Annotated in this window: 18 protein-coding genes; 14 read left to right on the forward strand and 4 right to left on the reverse strand. The window is 54.2% G+C overall.

Features of this window, described 5'->3' with window-relative positions; translation table 11 throughout:
- The first annotated feature begins 96 nt into the window (after positions 1 to 96).
- From G461_RS0101375 to G461_RS22935, 5 genes are all read left to right on the forward strand, one after another.
- A complete protein-coding gene (locus tag G461_RS0101375) occupies positions 97 to 972 on the forward strand; it encodes a LysR family transcriptional regulator (protein WP_035478923.1) in 876 nt (291 codons plus the stop codon).
- 73 nt (positions 973 to 1,045) lie between these two features.
- Positions 1,046 to 1,495, forward strand: a complete 450-nt coding sequence (locus G461_RS0101380; protein WP_026970465.1) for a hypothetical protein — start codon at positions 1,046 to 1,048, stop codon at positions 1,493 to 1,495.
- Between the two features lie 164 nt (positions 1,496 to 1,659).
- Positions 1,660 to 2,379, forward strand: coding sequence for an ABC transporter ATP-binding protein (locus G461_RS0101385; protein WP_026970466.1), 720 nt, complete (start codon positions 1,660 to 1,662; stop codon positions 2,377 to 2,379).
- Positions 2,379 to 3,812 (forward strand): ABC transporter permease, encoded by a 1,434-nt coding sequence (locus G461_RS0101390; RefSeq protein WP_026970467.1) that lies wholly within the window; start codon positions 2,379 to 2,381, stop codon positions 3,810 to 3,812. The genes G461_RS0101385 and G461_RS0101390 overlap by 1 nt, the downstream gene beginning before the upstream one ends.
- 1 nt (position 3,813) lies before the next feature.
- On the forward strand, positions 3,814 to 5,085 hold the full coding sequence (locus G461_RS22935) for a DUF3526 domain-containing protein (protein ID WP_035478789.1): 1,272 nt from the start codon (positions 3,814 to 3,816) through the stop codon (positions 5,083 to 5,085).
- A 78-nt stretch (positions 5,086 to 5,163) separates the two neighbouring features.
- Here the strand turns inward: G461_RS22935 and G461_RS0101400 are convergent, their stop codons facing one another.
- A complete protein-coding gene (locus tag G461_RS0101400; RefSeq protein ID WP_051333274.1) occupies positions 5,164 to 7,095 on the reverse strand; it encodes a TonB-dependent receptor domain-containing protein in 1,932 nt (643 codons plus the stop codon).
- Between the two features lie 423 nt (positions 7,096 to 7,518).
- Here G461_RS0101400 and G461_RS0101405 point away from each other — a divergent pair, with 423 nt between their 5' ends.
- Complete coding sequence (locus tag G461_RS0101405; RefSeq protein WP_051333275.1) at positions 7,519 to 8,346, forward strand: hypothetical protein; 828 nt, start codon at positions 7,519 to 7,521, stop codon at positions 8,344 to 8,346.
- 81 nt (positions 8,347 to 8,427) lie between these two features.
- Here the strand turns inward: G461_RS0101405 and G461_RS22940 are convergent, their stop codons facing one another.
- Positions 8,428 to 9,135 (reverse strand): response regulator transcription factor, encoded by a 708-nt coding sequence (locus G461_RS22940; protein WP_051333276.1) that lies wholly within the window; start codon positions 9,133 to 9,135, stop codon positions 8,428 to 8,430.
- 84 nt (positions 9,136 to 9,219) lie between these two features.
- Complete coding sequence (locus tag G461_RS0101415; protein WP_026970470.1) at positions 9,220 to 10,536, reverse strand: ferredoxin reductase family protein; 1,317 nt, start codon at positions 10,534 to 10,536, stop codon at positions 9,220 to 9,222.
- 228 nt (positions 10,537 to 10,764) lie between these two features.
- Between G461_RS0101415 and G461_RS0101420 the strand changes: the two genes are divergently transcribed.
- The 6 genes from G461_RS0101420 to G461_RS0101445 all read left to right on the forward strand — a co-directional run bounded on the left by G461_RS0101420 (position 10,765) and on the right by G461_RS0101445 (position 14,497).
- Positions 10,765 to 11,664, forward strand: coding sequence for a cation diffusion facilitator family transporter (locus G461_RS0101420; protein ID WP_026960203.1), 900 nt, complete (start codon positions 10,765 to 10,767; stop codon positions 11,662 to 11,664).
- A 44-nt stretch (positions 11,665 to 11,708) separates the two neighbouring features.
- The gene (locus tag G461_RS0101425) at positions 11,709 to 12,143 is read left to right on the forward strand and encodes a GNAT family N-acetyltransferase (RefSeq protein ID WP_026970471.1); all 435 of its coding nucleotides are present in this window, start codon (positions 11,709 to 11,711) and stop codon (positions 12,141 to 12,143) included.
- 59 nt (positions 12,144 to 12,202) lie between these two features.
- Positions 12,203 to 12,634 carry a GNAT family N-acetyltransferase gene (locus G461_RS22945; protein ID WP_051333277.1) on the forward strand — a complete coding sequence of 144 codons (432 nt, stop codon included), beginning with the start codon at positions 12,203 to 12,205 and terminating at the stop codon, positions 12,632 to 12,634.
- Positions 12,635 to 12,662: 28 nt separating this feature from the next.
- Positions 12,663 to 13,109 (forward strand): GNAT family N-acetyltransferase, encoded by a 447-nt coding sequence (locus G461_RS0101435; RefSeq protein ID WP_026970472.1) that lies wholly within the window; start codon positions 12,663 to 12,665, stop codon positions 13,107 to 13,109.
- Positions 13,110 to 13,186: 77 nt separating this feature from the next.
- On the forward strand, positions 13,187 to 13,690 hold the full coding sequence (locus G461_RS0101440; RefSeq protein ID WP_026970473.1) for a YgjV family protein: 504 nt from the start codon (positions 13,187 to 13,189) through the stop codon (positions 13,688 to 13,690).
- A 66-nt stretch (positions 13,691 to 13,756) separates the two neighbouring features.
- On the forward strand, positions 13,757 to 14,497 hold the full coding sequence (locus G461_RS0101445) for a PhzF family phenazine biosynthesis protein (protein WP_245587126.1): 741 nt from the start codon (positions 13,757 to 13,759) through the stop codon (positions 14,495 to 14,497).
- Positions 14,498 to 14,529: 32 nt separating this feature from the next.
- On the opposite strand, the gene G461_RS0101450 is transcribed toward G461_RS0101445, so the two are convergent.
- Positions 14,530 to 14,997 carry a hypothetical protein gene (locus G461_RS0101450; protein WP_026970475.1) on the reverse strand — a complete coding sequence of 156 codons (468 nt, stop codon included), beginning with the start codon at positions 14,995 to 14,997 and terminating at the stop codon, positions 14,530 to 14,532.
- 73 nt (positions 14,998 to 15,070) lie between these two features.
- Here G461_RS0101450 and G461_RS0101455 point away from each other — a divergent pair, with 73 nt between their 5' ends.
- Both G461_RS0101455 and G461_RS0101460 read left to right on the forward strand, forming a co-directional pair.
- Positions 15,071 to 15,742, forward strand: a complete 672-nt coding sequence (locus tag G461_RS0101455) for a CatB-related O-acetyltransferase (RefSeq protein ID WP_026970476.1) — start codon at positions 15,071 to 15,073, stop codon at positions 15,740 to 15,742.
- A gap of 76 nt (positions 15,743 to 15,818) precedes the next feature.
- Positions 15,819 to 16,361, forward strand: coding sequence for a GNAT family N-acetyltransferase (locus G461_RS0101460; protein WP_026970477.1), 543 nt, complete (start codon positions 15,819 to 15,821; stop codon positions 16,359 to 16,361).
- Positions 16,362 to 16,369 lie beyond the last annotated feature (8 nt).

The following is a 16,369-nucleotide window of genomic DNA, read 5'->3' on the forward strand; positions in this document are numbered from 1 at the left end:
GTGTTTATTAAAGAGCGACTTGCGCCCCAGAAAAACCCCGTTAGCATGGAATGATAATTTCCAATTTGTTGACAAAGCATGGACACTATCGACGGAATGAGAACAGTGGTGGCAGTCGTGGAAACCGGCTCATTTACTGCAGCCGCTGAGCGGCAAGGGATATCAAAGTCGCTCGCCTCCAAGTACATCAATCAGGTTGAGGCGCAGTTAGGGCTCAGCCTGTTTCATCGCACCACCCGCAAGCTCTCAGTCAATCAGGCCGGGCAGCAATACTACCGCCAAGCCCTCGAAGTGCTGGCTCAGTTCGACAAGCTATATAACCAGCTACACTCCAGCCGCCAACACGCCTCTGGGCCGCTTAAAGTAACCGCCTCACAGAGCTTTGCCGAGGAGCTGCTCAGCCCGCTGATCCCTGAGTTCTTAGCGCGCTATCCTGACATTGAAATCGATATGGTGGTGACCAACCAAAAGCTCGATTTGGTGGAGCAAGGCATCGATATCGCCTTTCGCGCCAGCGAACTAAACGACTCCAGCCTTAACTACCGGCCGATTATGCCGCTGCAAAGCTCGCTCTACGCCTCGCCAGCATTGGCCAAGCAAGTGAAAACCGCAAGCAGCATCGAGCAGTTGCCTTGCTTGGTGGACACCAACCTGCACCCCACCTGTCGTTGGCCGCTAAGCGCCGATGCCACAGAGCATCAAGGCAGTGCCACCATCGCCATCCAGCCGGTGTTTAAGAGCAATAGCCCACGGCTGATACGCCAATTAACCTTGGCAGGCCTTGGGGTGAGTTATCAGCCGGATATGATCGTCGCAAACTACGTGGCCAGCGTTCAGCTAGTCAAAATAGAAACCGATGTGGCACCTCTGCAAGTGCCGTTAAATGCCCTGTTTCGTGGTGGCTCCTATCAACCGGAGCGGGTAAAGGTCTTTTTGGATTTTGTAACAGCGAAACTTTGCGTCAAAGGCTAAGTGGCCAGACCTAATTGCTTGCGTTTTCATTAAATACTAAAATCCCGCCGTCAAAAACAGGGAAAGTAACAACGTGGCAAATACCAAGCTAAACAACGAAAAAAAACCGTTCTTCGTTCTCGCTAAAGGCGAAATTATCGTAGCGGTAAACCTGCTCGACAGCACTGCAGGTGATGAGATTAGGCAACTTCAACAAGAAGGCTTTGCGATTGTCACTGAGAACTGCCAGGCCGAAACCAGCGAGTTGGCAATCGATAAGTACTCCAAAGGGTTTGTCTGGTGGAATGTGTGGGGCTCTCTGAACGCGATTGTGGCGTTTGTTGTAGCGGTAAACTCCGCAATCGAGGGGGACTATCTGCTATCCATTGCTCTTGTATTGATTTTTGTTGGCGCCCTAATGGTCCTTAAAAAGAACAAGTATGCCTTTCTGGTTATGACGGTGCTGTCCTTGAATCCAGTGATTTGGATCATCAACGGTATCTATCTCAATGAGCGCTGGGATTACCCCAGCTTGAACAGATAATCGGCCGCAGTTTGCCCATTGGGGGGTAGATAGCCCCCCATTAGCGCCTGTTCAAACCCCTTGAGCGCCCCCTCTTCATTAACTATCCACCAACAAACTTCTCTGAACTGTCACAATGATATGTTATATCATTCTGCGAAATTAATTGTTTATTCGGAGAATCAATGTCTGAGCCAGTCGTAGTAGCAGAATCTCTTAACGTGAGATTTGCTGACCAGTGCGTGCTTGACGATGTCAGCTTTACTGTAAACCGTGGCGAAGTGTTCGCCCTGCTTGGGGGCAACGGTGCCGGTAAATCTACCACCCTGAAGACCTTCCTTGGCACAGTTGCACCTACTTCGGGTAGTGCGTCGGTGTTGGGCCACTCGGTCACCAGCGATAGCGACTTTATTCGCAGCAAGGTGGCCTACCTGCCTGAGTCGGTGATGCTGTATGGCCACCTGACCGGCATGGAAAACATCGAGTACTTTTTATCGCTGGCCGATGTAAAGCGCAGCGCCAGCGATATCGAAGCGGCACTTAAGCGAGTTGCCCTGCAAGCCGACGCCTGGCACAAAAAACTGGCTGATTACTCCAAAGGCATGCGCCAGAAGACCGCGATTGCGCTGGCCTTGTTGCGCAGTGCGCCGGTGCTGTTCTTGGATGAGCCGACCTCGGGCCTTGATCCGAGCGCCATTGACGAGTTCAACCAGCTGGTAACCGCGCTGTCTGAAGCCGGTTCAACCGTGTTTATGGTGACCCACGATGTGTATGGCGCCTGTCAGGTAGCCCACCGCATTGGCCTGCTGGACCAAGGCAAAATCGTTGGCGTGTTCGAGCGTAGCGGCAGCGAGCTTATCGATACCGAACAAGTACACACTGCCTTTGCCAAGAGAAACGCCTAATGAGCATCATCAAATCCGTTATGTTCGATGAGTGGCGTTATTGGCGACGAACCAAGGTCGCCACCACCGTCATCCTTATCGGTATCGCATTGGCGCTGGCCTCGGTCATCGTCAACTCAATTGAAGTGCGCCAAGCCTCGGCAGAGCGCACCGAGCTGCAGCGTATCTCCGAGCAAACCTTTTTCGATCAGCCCGATCGCCACCCGCACCGTATGGTGCACTACGGTCACTATGTATTCCGCACGCCTTCTCCGCTGAGCATTATTGAGCCGGGGGTGGATGCCTTCACCGGTACCGCCATGTTCTTGGAAGGCCACCAGCAGAACACCGCGATGTTCTCTGAGCAGCGTCAATCCAGCGGCTTGACCCGTTTTAGCAGCCTGTCGCCGGCCTTTATGCTTCAAGTGCTGGTGCCGCTAATGCTGATTTTGGTGGGCTACTCCTGTGTCACCCGCGAGCGCGAAGCCGGCACCCTGCATGTGATGATCACCCAAGGCGTGAAGGTGCGCGATATTCTGGCGGGCAAGTTTTTCTCCTTGGCCGGTAGCGGCATGCTGATGCTAGCGCCGTTGGCAATTGCCAGCTTGTGGGCCGGCGCGCATGGCGAGTCCTTGGCGATTACTGCCAGCTTTGTGCTCGGCTATGTGGTGTACATCTTGGTTTGGAGCGCCATTGTGTTGTGGGGCTCGACCATCAGCTCGCGCAGCAACGCCAGCTTTGCCATTTTGATCGCCCTCTGGGTGGTGCTGTGTATTCTGGTGCCACGTATTGCCAGCACCACCGCAGCCACGCTAGAACCTTCTCCGGGTAAGCTGGAAAGCGATTTTTCGGTAGTCGAAGAGCTACGTGCACTGGGCGATGGCCACAATGCCTCCGACCCTGCCTACGAAAAGCTCAAGCAAGACTTGCTCAACCAATACGGCGTCGATGATGTTGCCGATTTGCCAATGAACTTTCGCGGCGTGGTACTCACTTACTCGGAGAAAAAGCTCACTGACGTACTGAACAAGTACGCCGAAGCGCGCATGGACGAAGAGCTGTCGCAGGCCGAGATCGCCCGCCAGTTCGGTTGGCTGTCGCCGATGGTGTCGATGCGTACCTTCTCAATGATGATCGCTGGGACGAACCTTGAGAACCACCATCGCTTCCTGCGCGAAGCCGAAGAGCTGCGTTTCGACTTTGTTCAGGCGCTTAACCATGCCCATGAGCATGACCTCGACTACCACACCGATATCAACCGCTACGTGAATGACGATACCGCTAAAGCCGCGCGTGTCGATGCCAGCCACTGGCAGGTGTTATCAAGCTTCGATTTCGCCCCAGAGTCTGCGCAGTTCCGCCTGTCGCACAGTCTGCGCTATGTGCTGCAACTGCTGCTGTGGGCCGCATTGATGTTGGCGCTGATTAAACGGGCAAGCCGAGGAGTGATGTAACATGCTATTTGCCGATTTTTACCGGGAGATGCGCTTTCTCTCGAAGCAGCGCTACATCGTGCTGTTCCTCTCTGCGGTGTTCGCCTTGTCTGCCTTTGCGGTATGGAGTGGCCTGCACGAGACCAAACTGCAACAAGCCACTATTGAGCGCTTGCTGGAAAAAGACACGGTCGATCGCGAAAACGTGCTGGCCGGTCACGGCGATTACGGCAGCGCGGCCTATTACAGCTTCCACGTGACCTACTCCGAGCCCTCGTCACTGGCTTTTGCGGCGATGGGGCAGCGCGACACCTTCCCCTGGAAGCACCGTATTCGCATGCTGGCGCTGGAAGGTCAGATCTACGAGACCGATGCAGAAAACCCTGAGCTGTCGCTGTTCGGCCGCTTCGACTTTGCCTTTATCGTGAGCGTGCTGCTGCCGATCTTCGTGATTTTGCTGCTACACGACCTGCGCTCTGGCGAGAAAGAAGCCGGTCGCTACGACCTGCTGGTTGCCACCGCCAAGAAGCAACACAAACTTTGGTTGAGCCGCGCACTGGTGATCACCACCGGCCTTGCGCTGGCCATGCTGGTGCCGCTATTGGTGGGCGCCGCAATCATGCAAGCGCCGCTGGCGAAAACCGCAGCAATGGTGCTTATCACCCTCGCCCACCTGCTGTTTTGGGTGGTAGTGACCGTGATTGCCGGACGCATGATGCTGGCGCGCGGGCAAAACTCGCCACGCATCGCCTCGGCGCTGCTGGGTGTTTGGCTGCTGGCCACGGTGATTGTGCCGGTGGTAAGCGACACCTTGATCAACCAATCGATTACCGGCCCGAATGGCGGCGAGGTGGTGCTCACTCAACGTGAAGCGGTGAACGGCGCATGGGATCAACCTTACGAAGTGACCTGGGATGAGTTTTTAAAGACTCACCCGGAGTGGGCCGACTACACCGACATGGCGTCATCGTTTGATTGGAAGTGGTACTACGGCTTCCAGCAGGCGGGTGACCAACACGCTGCTGAGCTATCGAAAGCCTACCGCGATACCATCGTTCGCAAAGACGTGGCGGCGGGTAAAGCATCACTGATGTCACCAGCGATGCTCACCCAACGCCTGATGTTGTCGCTGGCGAGCACCGATATCAGCGCCTCATTGGCCTACGAGCAAGATGTGCGTGACTTTCATGCCTCGCTGCGTCAGTTCTACTACCCGCTGCTGTTCAAAGGCGGTGAGTTTGAGCTGGAACAGTTGGCGGATATGCCTTTGTATCGGCAGCGCTTGAGCAACTAAGCCCTTAGCCTCCCGTAGATACAGCAACGCCCCTCGGCACGGTGCCAAGGGGGCGTTTTTTGTTACTAAGTGCTGATGCTAGAAGGCGTAGCTGGCACTCAGGCGAATATCACGGCCCGGCTCCAAGGTGCCCCGCGCGAGCTCGGTAATATCGCCATAGCTGGCATGGTCGCGGTAGGCCTTGTCGAACAGGTTGTTCACCGATAGCGTCATCGCCAAACCCGGTGCTTGTTGTGGCAGCCAGCGCGCATAGATATCGTGCAGCGCGTAGCCCGGTTTCTCGGTAGAGCCTTCAGCCACCTTGGTCAGACGCTCGACATAGGTACCGATGTAGCCCACTTCAATGTCGCGATGCAGCTGGTAATTCAGCTCAGCAATCCAGGTGTTGCCCACCGAGGTGCCCACGCCACCGCCGTTGATCTCGCCACTTAGCGGTTCACCGTTTAGCTCGGGCCGTGAGTAGCTATAGCCCAGCGAGGCGCGCCACGCATAGCCCTGATAACCCGCTTTTAGGCTAAAACCTTGATTATCCAAGTCGCCGGCATTGTCGACTTCGCGGGTCTCCCACAGGTACATGGCCACATCTTTAATCTCAGATTTAAAGGCGGATGCGCTTAGCCAGTAGCTATCGTTTGACCAATCGATGCCAATCTCGACATTATCAGCACGCTCTTCTTTGCGACCTTCGGCGCTTGGGGCATAGCCAAGGCGGAACAGCTCGCCTATTTCGGCGCCGCGAATGGCGCGCGCCCAGCCTGCATAGGCCGTTAGGTTGTCGTTAAAGTAGTGGTGAACACTGATGTTCGGGCTGAAGCCATCGTGATCAAACTCGTTATCATTGAACTCTTCTAAGTGGTAGTCATCGTAGCGCAGGCCTGCACTTAGCAGCCATGCCTGATGGACCCGCCAATCCGCTTGGATGTAGGCACTGTAAACATGGCCTTTCTCTTGATTGTACTCGCTGTAATCCGGGCTCTCGCCTTCGGCCTTGTCGCGACGAAACTCAAAGCCATAGACCCATTCCACATTGCCAACACGACTGGTGTTGCGCAGATCCCCGCCAACGCTGTCGAACTCGGTGGTGTAATCGCCGTAAGGACCGGGGGTGTGATCGAGGGTTGCCTTGTTGTTGTAAACGGTAGCATCGAAGTCCAACCAAGGATTGCTAGCAGGGGCTAAGCGATATCTGGCGATGAAGGTAGTGCGAGTCATCTCCTGAGGAACCGGTATGTTACGGATATCATTGGGTTGCCACTCGGGGCGATGTAAGCGCACGCCCTCGTCTTTTAGCGACTCATAGCTTAGCGATAGCTGCTGGTCATCGCTAAGATCGGCCACTAACTTAACCAACCCTATCAGGCTCTCGCTCTCGGTGTGCGCTTGGGTTTCGCCATTGCCATCCTGATAGTCATCAAAGTCGCTATACACAATGGACGCTAGCGCGCTCAACTGATCATTGAGTAGGCCATAGCTGGTCACGCTGCCTTTCACAGCGTCGGCATTGCTGAAGTAACCGGCCTTTACCAACGAACCAAAGCGCTGGCCAGACTCGAGCAAGTCTTCAGGGTTCTTGGTCTCAAACTGGATCGCACCACCAATTGCGCCCGGGCCATTGGTGGCTCTACCGGCCCCCGCCGCTACCGTGACTTGCTTGAGCAGCTCGGGCTCAATCGCAATACGTCCTTGGTGATGGTAGAAGTTACCCGCCTGGCTAGCACCGTCTACCGTGATATTGAGTTTGGTGTCTTCCATACCGCGTACGTAGATCTTCTGCGCCGCACCGACACCGCCTCCAATGCGCACCTCGGGCTCGCTACGAAACACATCTCGCAGCTCATTAGCGTTGAGCTTTTGTAAGGCATCGCTGTCGATGATGACCTCGGTGCCAGGAATGCTTTGTCCGGTGACGACCATGGTCTCTTGGGCCTGCTCAGCCCAAGCATTGCCGGTTAACACGGCAGCCACTGAGGCCGCCACCACACTGTAACGATTGGTAATACTACTTCTCATAGCTCCCTCTAGATTAAACGATAATCATTATCATTCGCACAATGTCATCTATCACAGGGGCTGAGTAAAGTGTTTTTACAACTGTTACATATTCGCGGTCGACTCAACTACATGCTTTCTCAACAAGCCACAGTTGACCTTTTTTAGTTTCATAGCCGCACCCATCCTTAGGCTCAATCTTCCTAGATGCCATTGCGCTGAGAAGCCCACTTAGCATGCACTTGAGACTAAACACACGCCTTGATAATGCTGTGATTAAGTCAATCGCCGCGAGCTAGATTCATACCCTTCACTTTACTGGGAGCAAGCCTTGATTGGTGGGATTTCACAATCCTTCGGTGAAATATCGTAAACCTGTTAATGATGGCAAAACAGTACGATGAAGTCCCCCATCAGTAAGGTAGATTGACCATGATAAAATCAATGTTTGTACTTACGCTCGCTCTGGTTGGCTTTGTATTTCACGCCAACGCCGACCAACGCCCCAGCTTCGATATCGCCAGCGACTTGCTGGTATTTCAATACGACAGCAAGACCGATGCCGACGATATTCACTCCATTGCGGCCACCGGCAGTGTGTTGAAGCGGATCGGCTATGAGGACTTCAACTACATCGCCGTCGCTGGTGCCTACGGCAGACAGCCAGGCTTGTATATTCCCAGCCCTGAGCTGTTCGATATGGTGTTCCCCAACAACTGGGTAGACGCCCACAACCAGCGAATTAATGCCATCAACGCGGTTTACAGCAAGGCCAAGCAAACCCTCAACGCACAGGGCCAAGTGTGGGTGATGGAGGCAGGTCAGTCGGATGTATCGGCGCAGTGGCTGTCATTGCTGCAAGACGACTTTACCCCCGCCCAGCTTAAGCAGCAGGTGCATATCGTGCAGCACAGCGACTGGAACGAAAAGATGACCACACCGATGGCGCTGGAGTTTGTCAAACGCTACGCCAATTACCACCGCATTGAAGATGGCAACTACACCAATAACAGCACCGCCGGGTTTTATGAGGTCAATCAGCAGTTTTTCGATGAGATCCAGGCCGACCCTACGCACGGTGAGTCGTGGACCTTGGCCTTACAAATCGCCAGTCATTACAACGGGCTGCAAGGGCGCTACCGCAACCCGATTATCGCTAAGCCAGCCGGTATCGACTTTTCCGATGTGGCAGAGCTTATCTGGATTCTCGAGCTCGATGAGATCAAAGACGTGGATGATTTTGCCATCTGGCTAGGCCTTCGCGGCCAATAGCACGCTAGAAAACTCAAACTCACGGTGAGTGCCATAGCTCGTCTCAATAGCTAGACTCAAGCGACAGGCCTCACCACATCACTAGGTTAAACAGTACCCCACGCCGTGCACCGTGCGGATCCGTTCCGCAGACCAACCCGCCTCGCCCAGCTTCTTACGCACCCGGCTAATATGCATATCCAGGCTACGGTCGTGCGCTGTTTGTGGCTTGTTTAGTCCGTGCTGGTATAGAAAGGCTTTGTCTAAAGACTTGCTACGATAGGTGGCCAGCAGCCACAGCAAGCTAAACTGCACCGGAGTAAGTGATAGCGACTGCCCCGCAACACTGACCGCACAGCTCTGACGATTAAGGTACAGCTCATCGAGTAGTAATTCGTTTTTAGACAGCGCCATCGCGGTGCGTCGCTGACGACGCAGGCAAGCGATAATGCGCGACGGTAGCTCTTGCAGGTGCTTGGGACCAACTACGATATCGTCGCCGCCCATCTCAAAGCAGCGATTGCACTGCTCTAGTTGATAGTTGTAGGTCACCGCCAACAGCGGAATGGTGGAGTCTCGACGCACCGCCAGCAAGCACTGCTCCTCCGCCTCAAGAAATTCACGATTTGCCACCAACAGCACATCGGCCTGCTCGCTAAGCTCGACCAAATTGCATGAGGGGGAAAATGCGAGTTCGGAGTAGCCAAAGCCGGGTCGGGCCAGTACCTGTTCGATATGTTCTGTGGCGTAATCTGAGGTGCTCAGCAGCACAACCTGAATGGGATTGGGCAGTGAATCCTGTTGCCCCATGAAGCCTCCTTGCCTGTCAGCGGGCCATCAAGCTTATAACAAAGCTGACAGCACCGCCAAGCAAGCTAGCAGCACGGCAAAGGTCTAGCGCATCTCAAACAACTCCTGATGAAAATGCTGCGGCTTTAGCCCTCTATCGACCAGGCTCAACTTAAGCTGCTTGGCAAAGCCAACCGGGCCGCAGTAATACACAGCGCTATCATCAACGCCGCCGCACTCGCGGGCCAACTGCTCGGCGCTCATTCGCGGCTGTGTGGTGGTATCCACCAGCTTAAGTGCAACGCCTGCGGCATGGGCGCGTTTTTGCAGCTCCGAGAGCAGACTGGGATCGGGTTGTTTGGCGCTGAATATCAGGGTGATCGGCTGCGAACACGGCTTTGCCGCCAGCCACTCCAGCCGAGCCATAAACGGGGCGATACCGATACCGGCGGCGATCCAGATCTGCTTACTCTTCGCGTCGAAGGTGAAATCGCCATAGGGACCTTCTACTTCCACCAGCTCGCCTTCTCGCAGCTTGGTATGTAGCCCCTCGGTGAAATCGCCCAGTGCCTTAACCATAAAGCGCAGTTGCTTGCCCTTGCCGCCAGCGATGGTGAAGGGATGTGGCTCTTCATCACCGTAGCGGAGATAGGCGAACTGCCCGGGTTTGAAGCCCGGCCATGATGGCGGCATGTCTATCACCATCTCAGTAGTTGCCATGCCCGGGAAGTAGCGCACCTTGGCGATAATACCGCGATGAACCTTGCTGACCCCAACCCGCCCAAACAGGCTATAAAACGCCGCAGCCAGCCCCAGCACAATAAACCCGCTGGTGATAATGCTGATGGGCAGCCCCCAATAGGCGGGCTTGATCAGCACCAAGGAATGCACGCCCAGCACGATATAACACAGCGCCATTAAACGATGGCTGATACGAAACGGCTTATAGCGCACGATGGCCACCAAGGAGACCACCAGCAATAGCACCATCAGGTAGAAGCCCCACTCCCCGATAAACTCCGCCTCGCCCTTGTAGCTGCGCAGCCAAGCAACGATTCCATCGAGGTTGGCACCGCCGCTGCCGGCGCGCACCGGTCTATCGATAATCCCTGCCTGCACCAGCTTTTTCGGTACGATCGCCAGTAGCCAATGCAGCGCACCGCTTACCACCGCAACAATGCCCAACCACTTATGAATGCGGTAGGACTTATCCAGACCATGGGTGAAGCGCTCAATCACCCGCAAGCGCAGTGCCAGCAACATACACAGGCTCATCAACACAATCGAGATGATGCCGCTGTATTGAATCAGCTGGCTGCGCAGGGCGAAGCCCCGAGTGGTGAGTAAATTGGGCTCTGCGGCTAACCAAGCCAGGCTAGTCAACAGGATAATGGCGGTAATGCCGTACTTTGCGTTTCGCATGGGGGGTAACTCCTGATTCCTCACCACCATGATGCATTTTTGAATGCAAAGTAACTTATCAACAATGCAAAGTTGCGTAAATTTCAAGCACCCGCAAACTCGTGATTACGCAGCCCACACCCGTTCAAAGGAAAATGATAATTAATCTTACCTTTCAATTAGATAGGCATTACCTGTTGAGACAATCAATCAGCTCGGTATACTCACCGCTTGCTTGCAGGGGGTACCGTGACGACATTAAAAATCATTCGCAAAACAACATTGGTTGGCTCACTGGCCAACATCATGCTGGCCATTATGAAGATTGGCGCTGGCGTGGTATCGGGCAGTCAGGCACTGGTCGCCGATGGTGTGCACAGCTTTTCTGATCTACTCACCGATTTGGCGGTGCTGGTTGGCGCGCAGTTCTGGACCCGCCCTGCCGATGATGACCACCCCTATGGCCATCAGCGCTATGAAACCTTAACCAATGTCGTGATTGGCGCGGTGCTGATTGTGGTGGCGCTAGGCATCGTCGGCGACTCCATCGCCCGCATCGGTCAGGGCCAAGGCTCCTCCCCTTCTCACTTGGCTTTGCTGGCTGCGGTGCTGTCGATTGTCACCAAGGAAGTGCTGTATCGCTGGACCATGAAACACGCCAAGCAGATCCGCTCCTCGGCGCTCAGTGCCAACGCCTGGCACCATCGCTCGGATGCGTTTAGTTCCTTACCGGTACTGGTGTCGGTGCTGGCCGCCAATTTTGTCTCCAACGAGCTCTATCTGGACCAGATCGCAGCGATTGTGGTGGCGGTGATGATTATTAAAAGTGCGGTGGAGATCGTCTGGCCATCGCTTACCGAAATCCTTGAGCAAAGCGCCGGCGAGCATGTGATTGAACATATCCATGAACTGGCGGCTAAGCACGATGATATTCGCGAGATCCACGCCCTACGTACCCGCCGCATTGGTGGCCAGATCTTCGTCGACTTCCATCTCTTGGTGGATGCACATTTGTCCATTCAAGCCGCTCACGATATCTCTGAGGGCTTTAACAAAGAGGTGCTACGCGAGGTTGAAGAGGTGAGCGATGTGATGATTCATATCGAGCCATTTAACGAGTGTGAAAGCCTGACAGAATGGGCCAAGTGAGCGGATTAAACGCTCAGACGAAACAAGCAAACTAAGGACAAAACATGGCAGCCCTTCGCGAAATGGAGATTGCGGACTACCCGGAGGTTATCCAGCTATGGTCGACCACCGAAGCTATGCAACTGCGCGATGCCGACTCTTACGAGAGCATTGCCCGCTACCTCAAGCGCAACCCCGGTCTAAGCTTTGTTGCGCTTGATGGCGCGGCCATTATTGGCGCAATCTTGGTAGGCACCGATGGCCGACGCGGCTACCTGCAACACTTGGCGGTAGACAGCCGCTGCCGCAACCAAGGGATAGGCAAACAACTGATTGCTGCCGCCATCGCTGCCCTTGCCGCAGAGGGCGTGGCCAAAACCCACTTGTTTGTGGCCAACGAGAACAAGAATGCCCAGCGCCTCTACCAAAAGCTAGGCTGGTTTGCCCGCGATGAGGTGCGTATGTTCTCGTTTAACTCATCGCTGAATGGCAATGTGTAAGCACTAAGGTAGGCCAAGCCTAGCGGCAATGAGGCATAGCCCACGATAAGGAAAGCCAGATGCAAATATCTGCAGCTCAACAACAGGATCTCCCGGAGTTGGCTCAGCTCTACCAACAGCTACTGCCCAATACTGTTAACCTCGACAATATGAAGCAGGTGCTGGCCCGACAAAATGATAATCCCAGCCACTATATCGCTGTCGCTAAAGTCGATGGCAAGGTCGTCGGTTCAGTGCTTTCGATAACTTGTGAGATGCTGTTCGGCGCTTGCCAATCGTTTATGGTGGTCGAAGACGTGGTGGTGGACCACGCCTACCAACGCCGAGGCATTGGCGCTGCGCTGATGGCCGAAGTTGAGCGGCGAGCCAAGCAAAACAACTGCTCGTACATCATGCTGATCACCGACAGCGATCGCAGTGACTCCCAGCGCTTTTATCTGGCGCAGGGCTATAAGAGTGACCCCTACTGCGCATTTAAAAAGCACCTGTAACCTATCGATGGTAGGAGCCAATATGCCCATGGATATCTCACTAAGAAAGGCCACCGAAGCGGATATCGATTTCCTGATTGCGCTACGCAAGCAAACCATGCACCGCTACCTTGTCGATGTGGGAATGCCGACCACTGAAGCTGGCTACCGCGAGCGGGTGCTGGTTGACTTTGAGCATGCTGAAATCGTGGAGCACCAAGGCGAGCCTATGGGTTTGTTTAAGACTCTGTACCAGCAAGAGCAGCACCGTTGGTATGTAGTGCAGATTCAGGTAGCGGCGGAATACCAAGGCTATGGTATCGGCTCTCAGCTACTTAAGATGTTGTTTGCAAAGGCCGCACAGCAAAACGCCAAGGTGGCACTGGGGGTGATAAAAACCAACCCCGCGCAGCAGCTTTACTATCGGCTGGGCTTTCGTAAAGTGGGTGAGACTGACACCGAGTATTTGCTTGAGTACTCGCCAACAAAAGACTGACCCTACAGCGATGGCCAAGGGCACAGCATTTTTTCCGCGCGAACGTCGTGCTCTCTTAAAGAAATACAGGAATTACCATGAACGATTTTTTGTTGTCTCAAGTGCTGGTTGCGATCGCGATTGGCTTTGATCTTTTGTCATTTCAGTTCAAAGAGAGACAAAAAATTGTGGCCTGCTTGTTTTGTGCTGGCGTGTTGATTTCGACTCACTTTGCACTATTGGAGCAATGGACGGCGGCATCACTGATGGGGATCGCTACGCTACGTTATCTGCTCAGTATCTTTTCTACGTCTTCAATCTTTATGTATCTGTTTTGCCTCTCATCGGTGGTAGCGACAGCCCTTACCTTCACCGGCGTGACCAGCATCATCAGTTGCTTAGGATCGACCTTTCAAACAATTGCAGCGTTTCAGCAAAACGACCGAAAACTCAGGCAATTGATGATTGTTGGGACCTCATTTTGGTTGCTCCACAACTACCTGATTGGCTCTCCCACCGCGGTACTCATGGAGGTACTGTTTATCTCCAGTAATCTGATTGGCTACTATCGCTATTACTACAAGAAGGCTTGTTCGGTATAGGTTGGAGTTCAAGACTAAGCCACTCATAACCACAAACTCTAACAAGGACTTAAGACTATAAAACGCTTGATCTACGATGTATTTTGCAGCGAGCACGCCAAAGGCAACCCTTGCGGCGTGGTTATGCTCGAGCGCTGGCTGGATGATTCGACGCTATTAGCTCTCGCCCGTGATATGGCCCAGCCAGTTACCTCCTTTATCTGCCAGTCGGCCGCAGGATTTGTCATACGCTGGTTCTCGTTGGAGAGTGAGATAAACCTCTGTGGCCACGGCAGTTTAGGGGCCGGAGCTGCGCTTATTGGCCAGCATGATCTGGATAGCGTTACCCTGAGCAGCCGCTATGGCGAGGTAACCATCACCGAGCAACAGGGCATGTACAGCCTGTCTCTGCCCGCTTGGAGCGGCGTTTCTAGCACGCTTCCTCCACAACTAGCCGCGCTTAAGGCGTCAACACTAGAGGTATTCCGCACGCGCGATCTGGTGGTGGTGGTTGATTCGGTAGCGGCGCTGGAGGGCTTCGCCCCGGCGCTGGAGCAGCTAATGACCTTGCAAGACAGCCACTCCCTGATTGTCACCGCTCAATCCGACAGCGAGGGCTACGCACTGCGCTATTTTGCGCCTAAGATCGGCATCTTTGAGGACCTTGCCACAGGCTCGGCCCACTGCTCACTCGCTCCCTATTGGATGAGCAAACTCAACAGCGACCAGCTAATTGCCCATCAGCACTCACCTGCTGGCGGCTACTTTGAGCTAAGCAAAGGCCTTGGAGATACGGTTGTGGTGGCCGCTCAGGTGAGGCGAGTGTAAGGGCAATCGAAGCGCGAAAGCCTTGCAGTGGCCTAGTGATAAAAGCGAAAAGGCTGCTCTTCAAACGGTGGCAAGCTATGGATAAAGTGCTTATCGGGGAATGTTTGGCAGGCGATATCGGCAAGTAGCTGGTCGTTTTTGACCACATAGATCCCGGCTCGCTCGATCTTCGCCCTGCTGCCATCGTCCAGCCAATCGCCGTTGCTGATGCTCGAATACACAATGTACTTGTAGGCGCCATTTTCAAAGGTCAAGTTGCCCTCACCGCCACCACTATAGGCGGTGCGGCTGAAATGAACATCGGCTTGCAGCTCCAGCTCAAGGTGCTGTTTGCTGCCGAAGCGGTAGACCAGGCGTTCATCGCCTTTACGGCATACAGCAACATGCTTGGTAGAAAAGCCGCAAGCAAAGGAGGGGGTCTCATCCGGCAGGCACAATACGTCGGCGTAGGCAGATATACTCAGCAGAACTGCTACGACCGATAGCCAAATCTTGCTCACTCCGTTTTCTCCTCGTTAAGTTTTGCGTCTTATTTTGGTAGGCTGATGCAGACTACCCAATCAATAAGCGCTAATGAATCCAAACACACTCTACCCCTTAAAAGACTTTCGCAACACCGTATTGCTAAAGCCGCTCATCGATGCCAGCGCGGTCACCAACGTGCATGCTGGCGAGTACAGCTACTACAGCGACTTTGAAGACCCAACGGGTTTTCTAGAGAACAACGTGTTGTACAACTACGGCTTTTCCAACACCTCGCTGCGTATTGGTAAGTTCTGTGCCTTCGCCCATGGGGTGCGTTTTATCATGGCCGATGCCAATCATGCCACCAAAGGCGTAAGCAGCTATCCCTTTGCCATCTTTGGTGGCGAGTGGGCTGAGGCCATGCCATTGGCCGACTACCCCTTTAAGCAATACCGCGATATCGAGATTGGTCACGATGTGTGGCTGGGGCTCGAGGTTACCGTGATGCCTGGGGTGCGCATTGGCAACGGCGCCATCATCGGCAGCAAATCGGTGGTATCCTCCGACATCCCCGCCTATGCCGTTGCCGTGGGTAACCCCGCGAAGGTGGTCCGCCAGCGCTTCAGTGATGAGGATATCGCGTTGCTGGAGCAGCTTTGTTGGTGGGATTGGCCACAAGCGCATATCGAAGCCGCCATCCCCTTGTTAGTAGCGGGCCAGCCACAGGCGCTTTGGCAGTATGCGCAGCAACATGGCTTAGGAGCTAACCAGAACGGCTAGCCCCTTACACCATCACTTTGAGAATCAGTATTTAAAACACTACCGTTTTAGGCAGTAACGTTAGTTAGGAACAACCATGGGTTTTACCACAGCACGACTATCCGCCCGCGAGATTGAAGAGCACGATCTGGCGTGGTACCAAGACTTTCACCTTACCCCTGAGCTGACCCAGTACATGGTGTTCTCCTTCGAAACACTGGAGTCGACCAAGCAGTTCTTCTATCAAGGTATCGAAGACCAAGCCAAGCCTGAGCGCTCGCTCTACCAGTTTGCGGTGCGCGACGACAGCACCGGCAACATCATTGGCATCGGCCTGTTGGGGATCCGCCCCCACGAGCCAGAGAGTGTGGAAGTGGGTTACGTGATCTTCAAGCAATACTGGGGGCAAGGCTACGCCACTGAGATAACCAAAGGCTTGCACGGCTTTGTGTTCTCAACCCTTGGAAAGCACCGCGCCTGGGGTAAGTGTGACGAGCACAACCCTGCCTCGGCACGGGTCATGGAAAAATCGGGGATGCAGTTTGAAGGCGTTACCCGCGAGCATGTGTTCCTTCGAGGAAAGTGGCGCAACTCCAAAGTCTACTCACTGCTAGAGCATGAATGGGCCGAGACCAACTAAGCACTGAT

This window comes from Aliagarivorans marinus DSM 23064, assembly GCF_000429485.1.
GTDB classification, from domain to species: Bacteria; Pseudomonadota; Gammaproteobacteria; order Enterobacterales; family Celerinatantimonadaceae; genus Aliagarivorans; species Aliagarivorans marinus.

What these genes read in the sequence shown, in the direction of transcription:
- G461_RS0101375 (WP_035478923.1), top strand. Translation starts at nt 97, where the DNA reads ATGAGAACAGTGGTGGCAGTCGTGGAAACCGGCTCATTTACTGCAGCC.
- G461_RS0101385 (WP_026970466.1), top strand. Translation starts at nt 1,660, where the DNA reads ATGTCTGAGCCAGTCGTAGTAGCAGAATCTCTTAACGTGAGATTTGCT.
- G461_RS0101390 (WP_026970467.1), top strand. Translation starts at nt 2,379, where the DNA reads ATGAGCATCATCAAATCCGTTATGTTCGATGAGTGGCGTTATTGGCGA.
- G461_RS22935 (WP_035478789.1), top strand. Translation starts at nt 3,814, where the DNA reads ATGCTATTTGCCGATTTTTACCGGGAGATGCGCTTTCTCTCGAAGCAG.
- G461_RS0101400 (WP_051333274.1), bottom strand. Translation starts at nt 7,095, where the DNA reads ATGAGAAGTAGTATTACCAATCGTTACAGTGTGGTGGCGGCCTCAGTG.
- G461_RS0101405 (WP_051333275.1), top strand. Translation starts at nt 7,519, where the DNA reads ATGTTTGTACTTACGCTCGCTCTGGTTGGCTTTGTATTTCACGCCAAC.
- G461_RS22940 (WP_051333276.1), bottom strand. Translation starts at nt 9,135, where the DNA reads ATGGGGCAACAGGATTCACTGCCCAATCCCATTCAGGTTGTGCTGCTG.
- G461_RS0101415 (WP_026970470.1), bottom strand. Translation starts at nt 10,536, where the DNA reads ATGCGAAACGCAAAGTACGGCATTACCGCCATTATCCTGTTGACTAGC.
- G461_RS0101425 (WP_026970471.1), top strand. Translation starts at nt 11,709, where the DNA reads ATGGCAGCCCTTCGCGAAATGGAGATTGCGGACTACCCGGAGGTTATC.
- G461_RS22945 (WP_051333277.1), top strand. Translation starts at nt 12,203, where the DNA reads ATGCAAATATCTGCAGCTCAACAACAGGATCTCCCGGAGTTGGCTCAG.
- G461_RS0101435 (WP_026970472.1), top strand. Translation starts at nt 12,663, where the DNA reads ATGGATATCTCACTAAGAAAGGCCACCGAAGCGGATATCGATTTCCTG.
- G461_RS0101440 (WP_026970473.1), top strand. Translation starts at nt 13,187, where the DNA reads ATGAACGATTTTTTGTTGTCTCAAGTGCTGGTTGCGATCGCGATTGGC.
- G461_RS0101455 (WP_026970476.1), top strand. Translation starts at nt 15,071, where the DNA reads ATGAATCCAAACACACTCTACCCCTTAAAAGACTTTCGCAACACCGTA.
- G461_RS0101460 (WP_026970477.1), top strand. Translation starts at nt 15,819, where the DNA reads ATGGGTTTTACCACAGCACGACTATCCGCCCGCGAGATTGAAGAGCAC.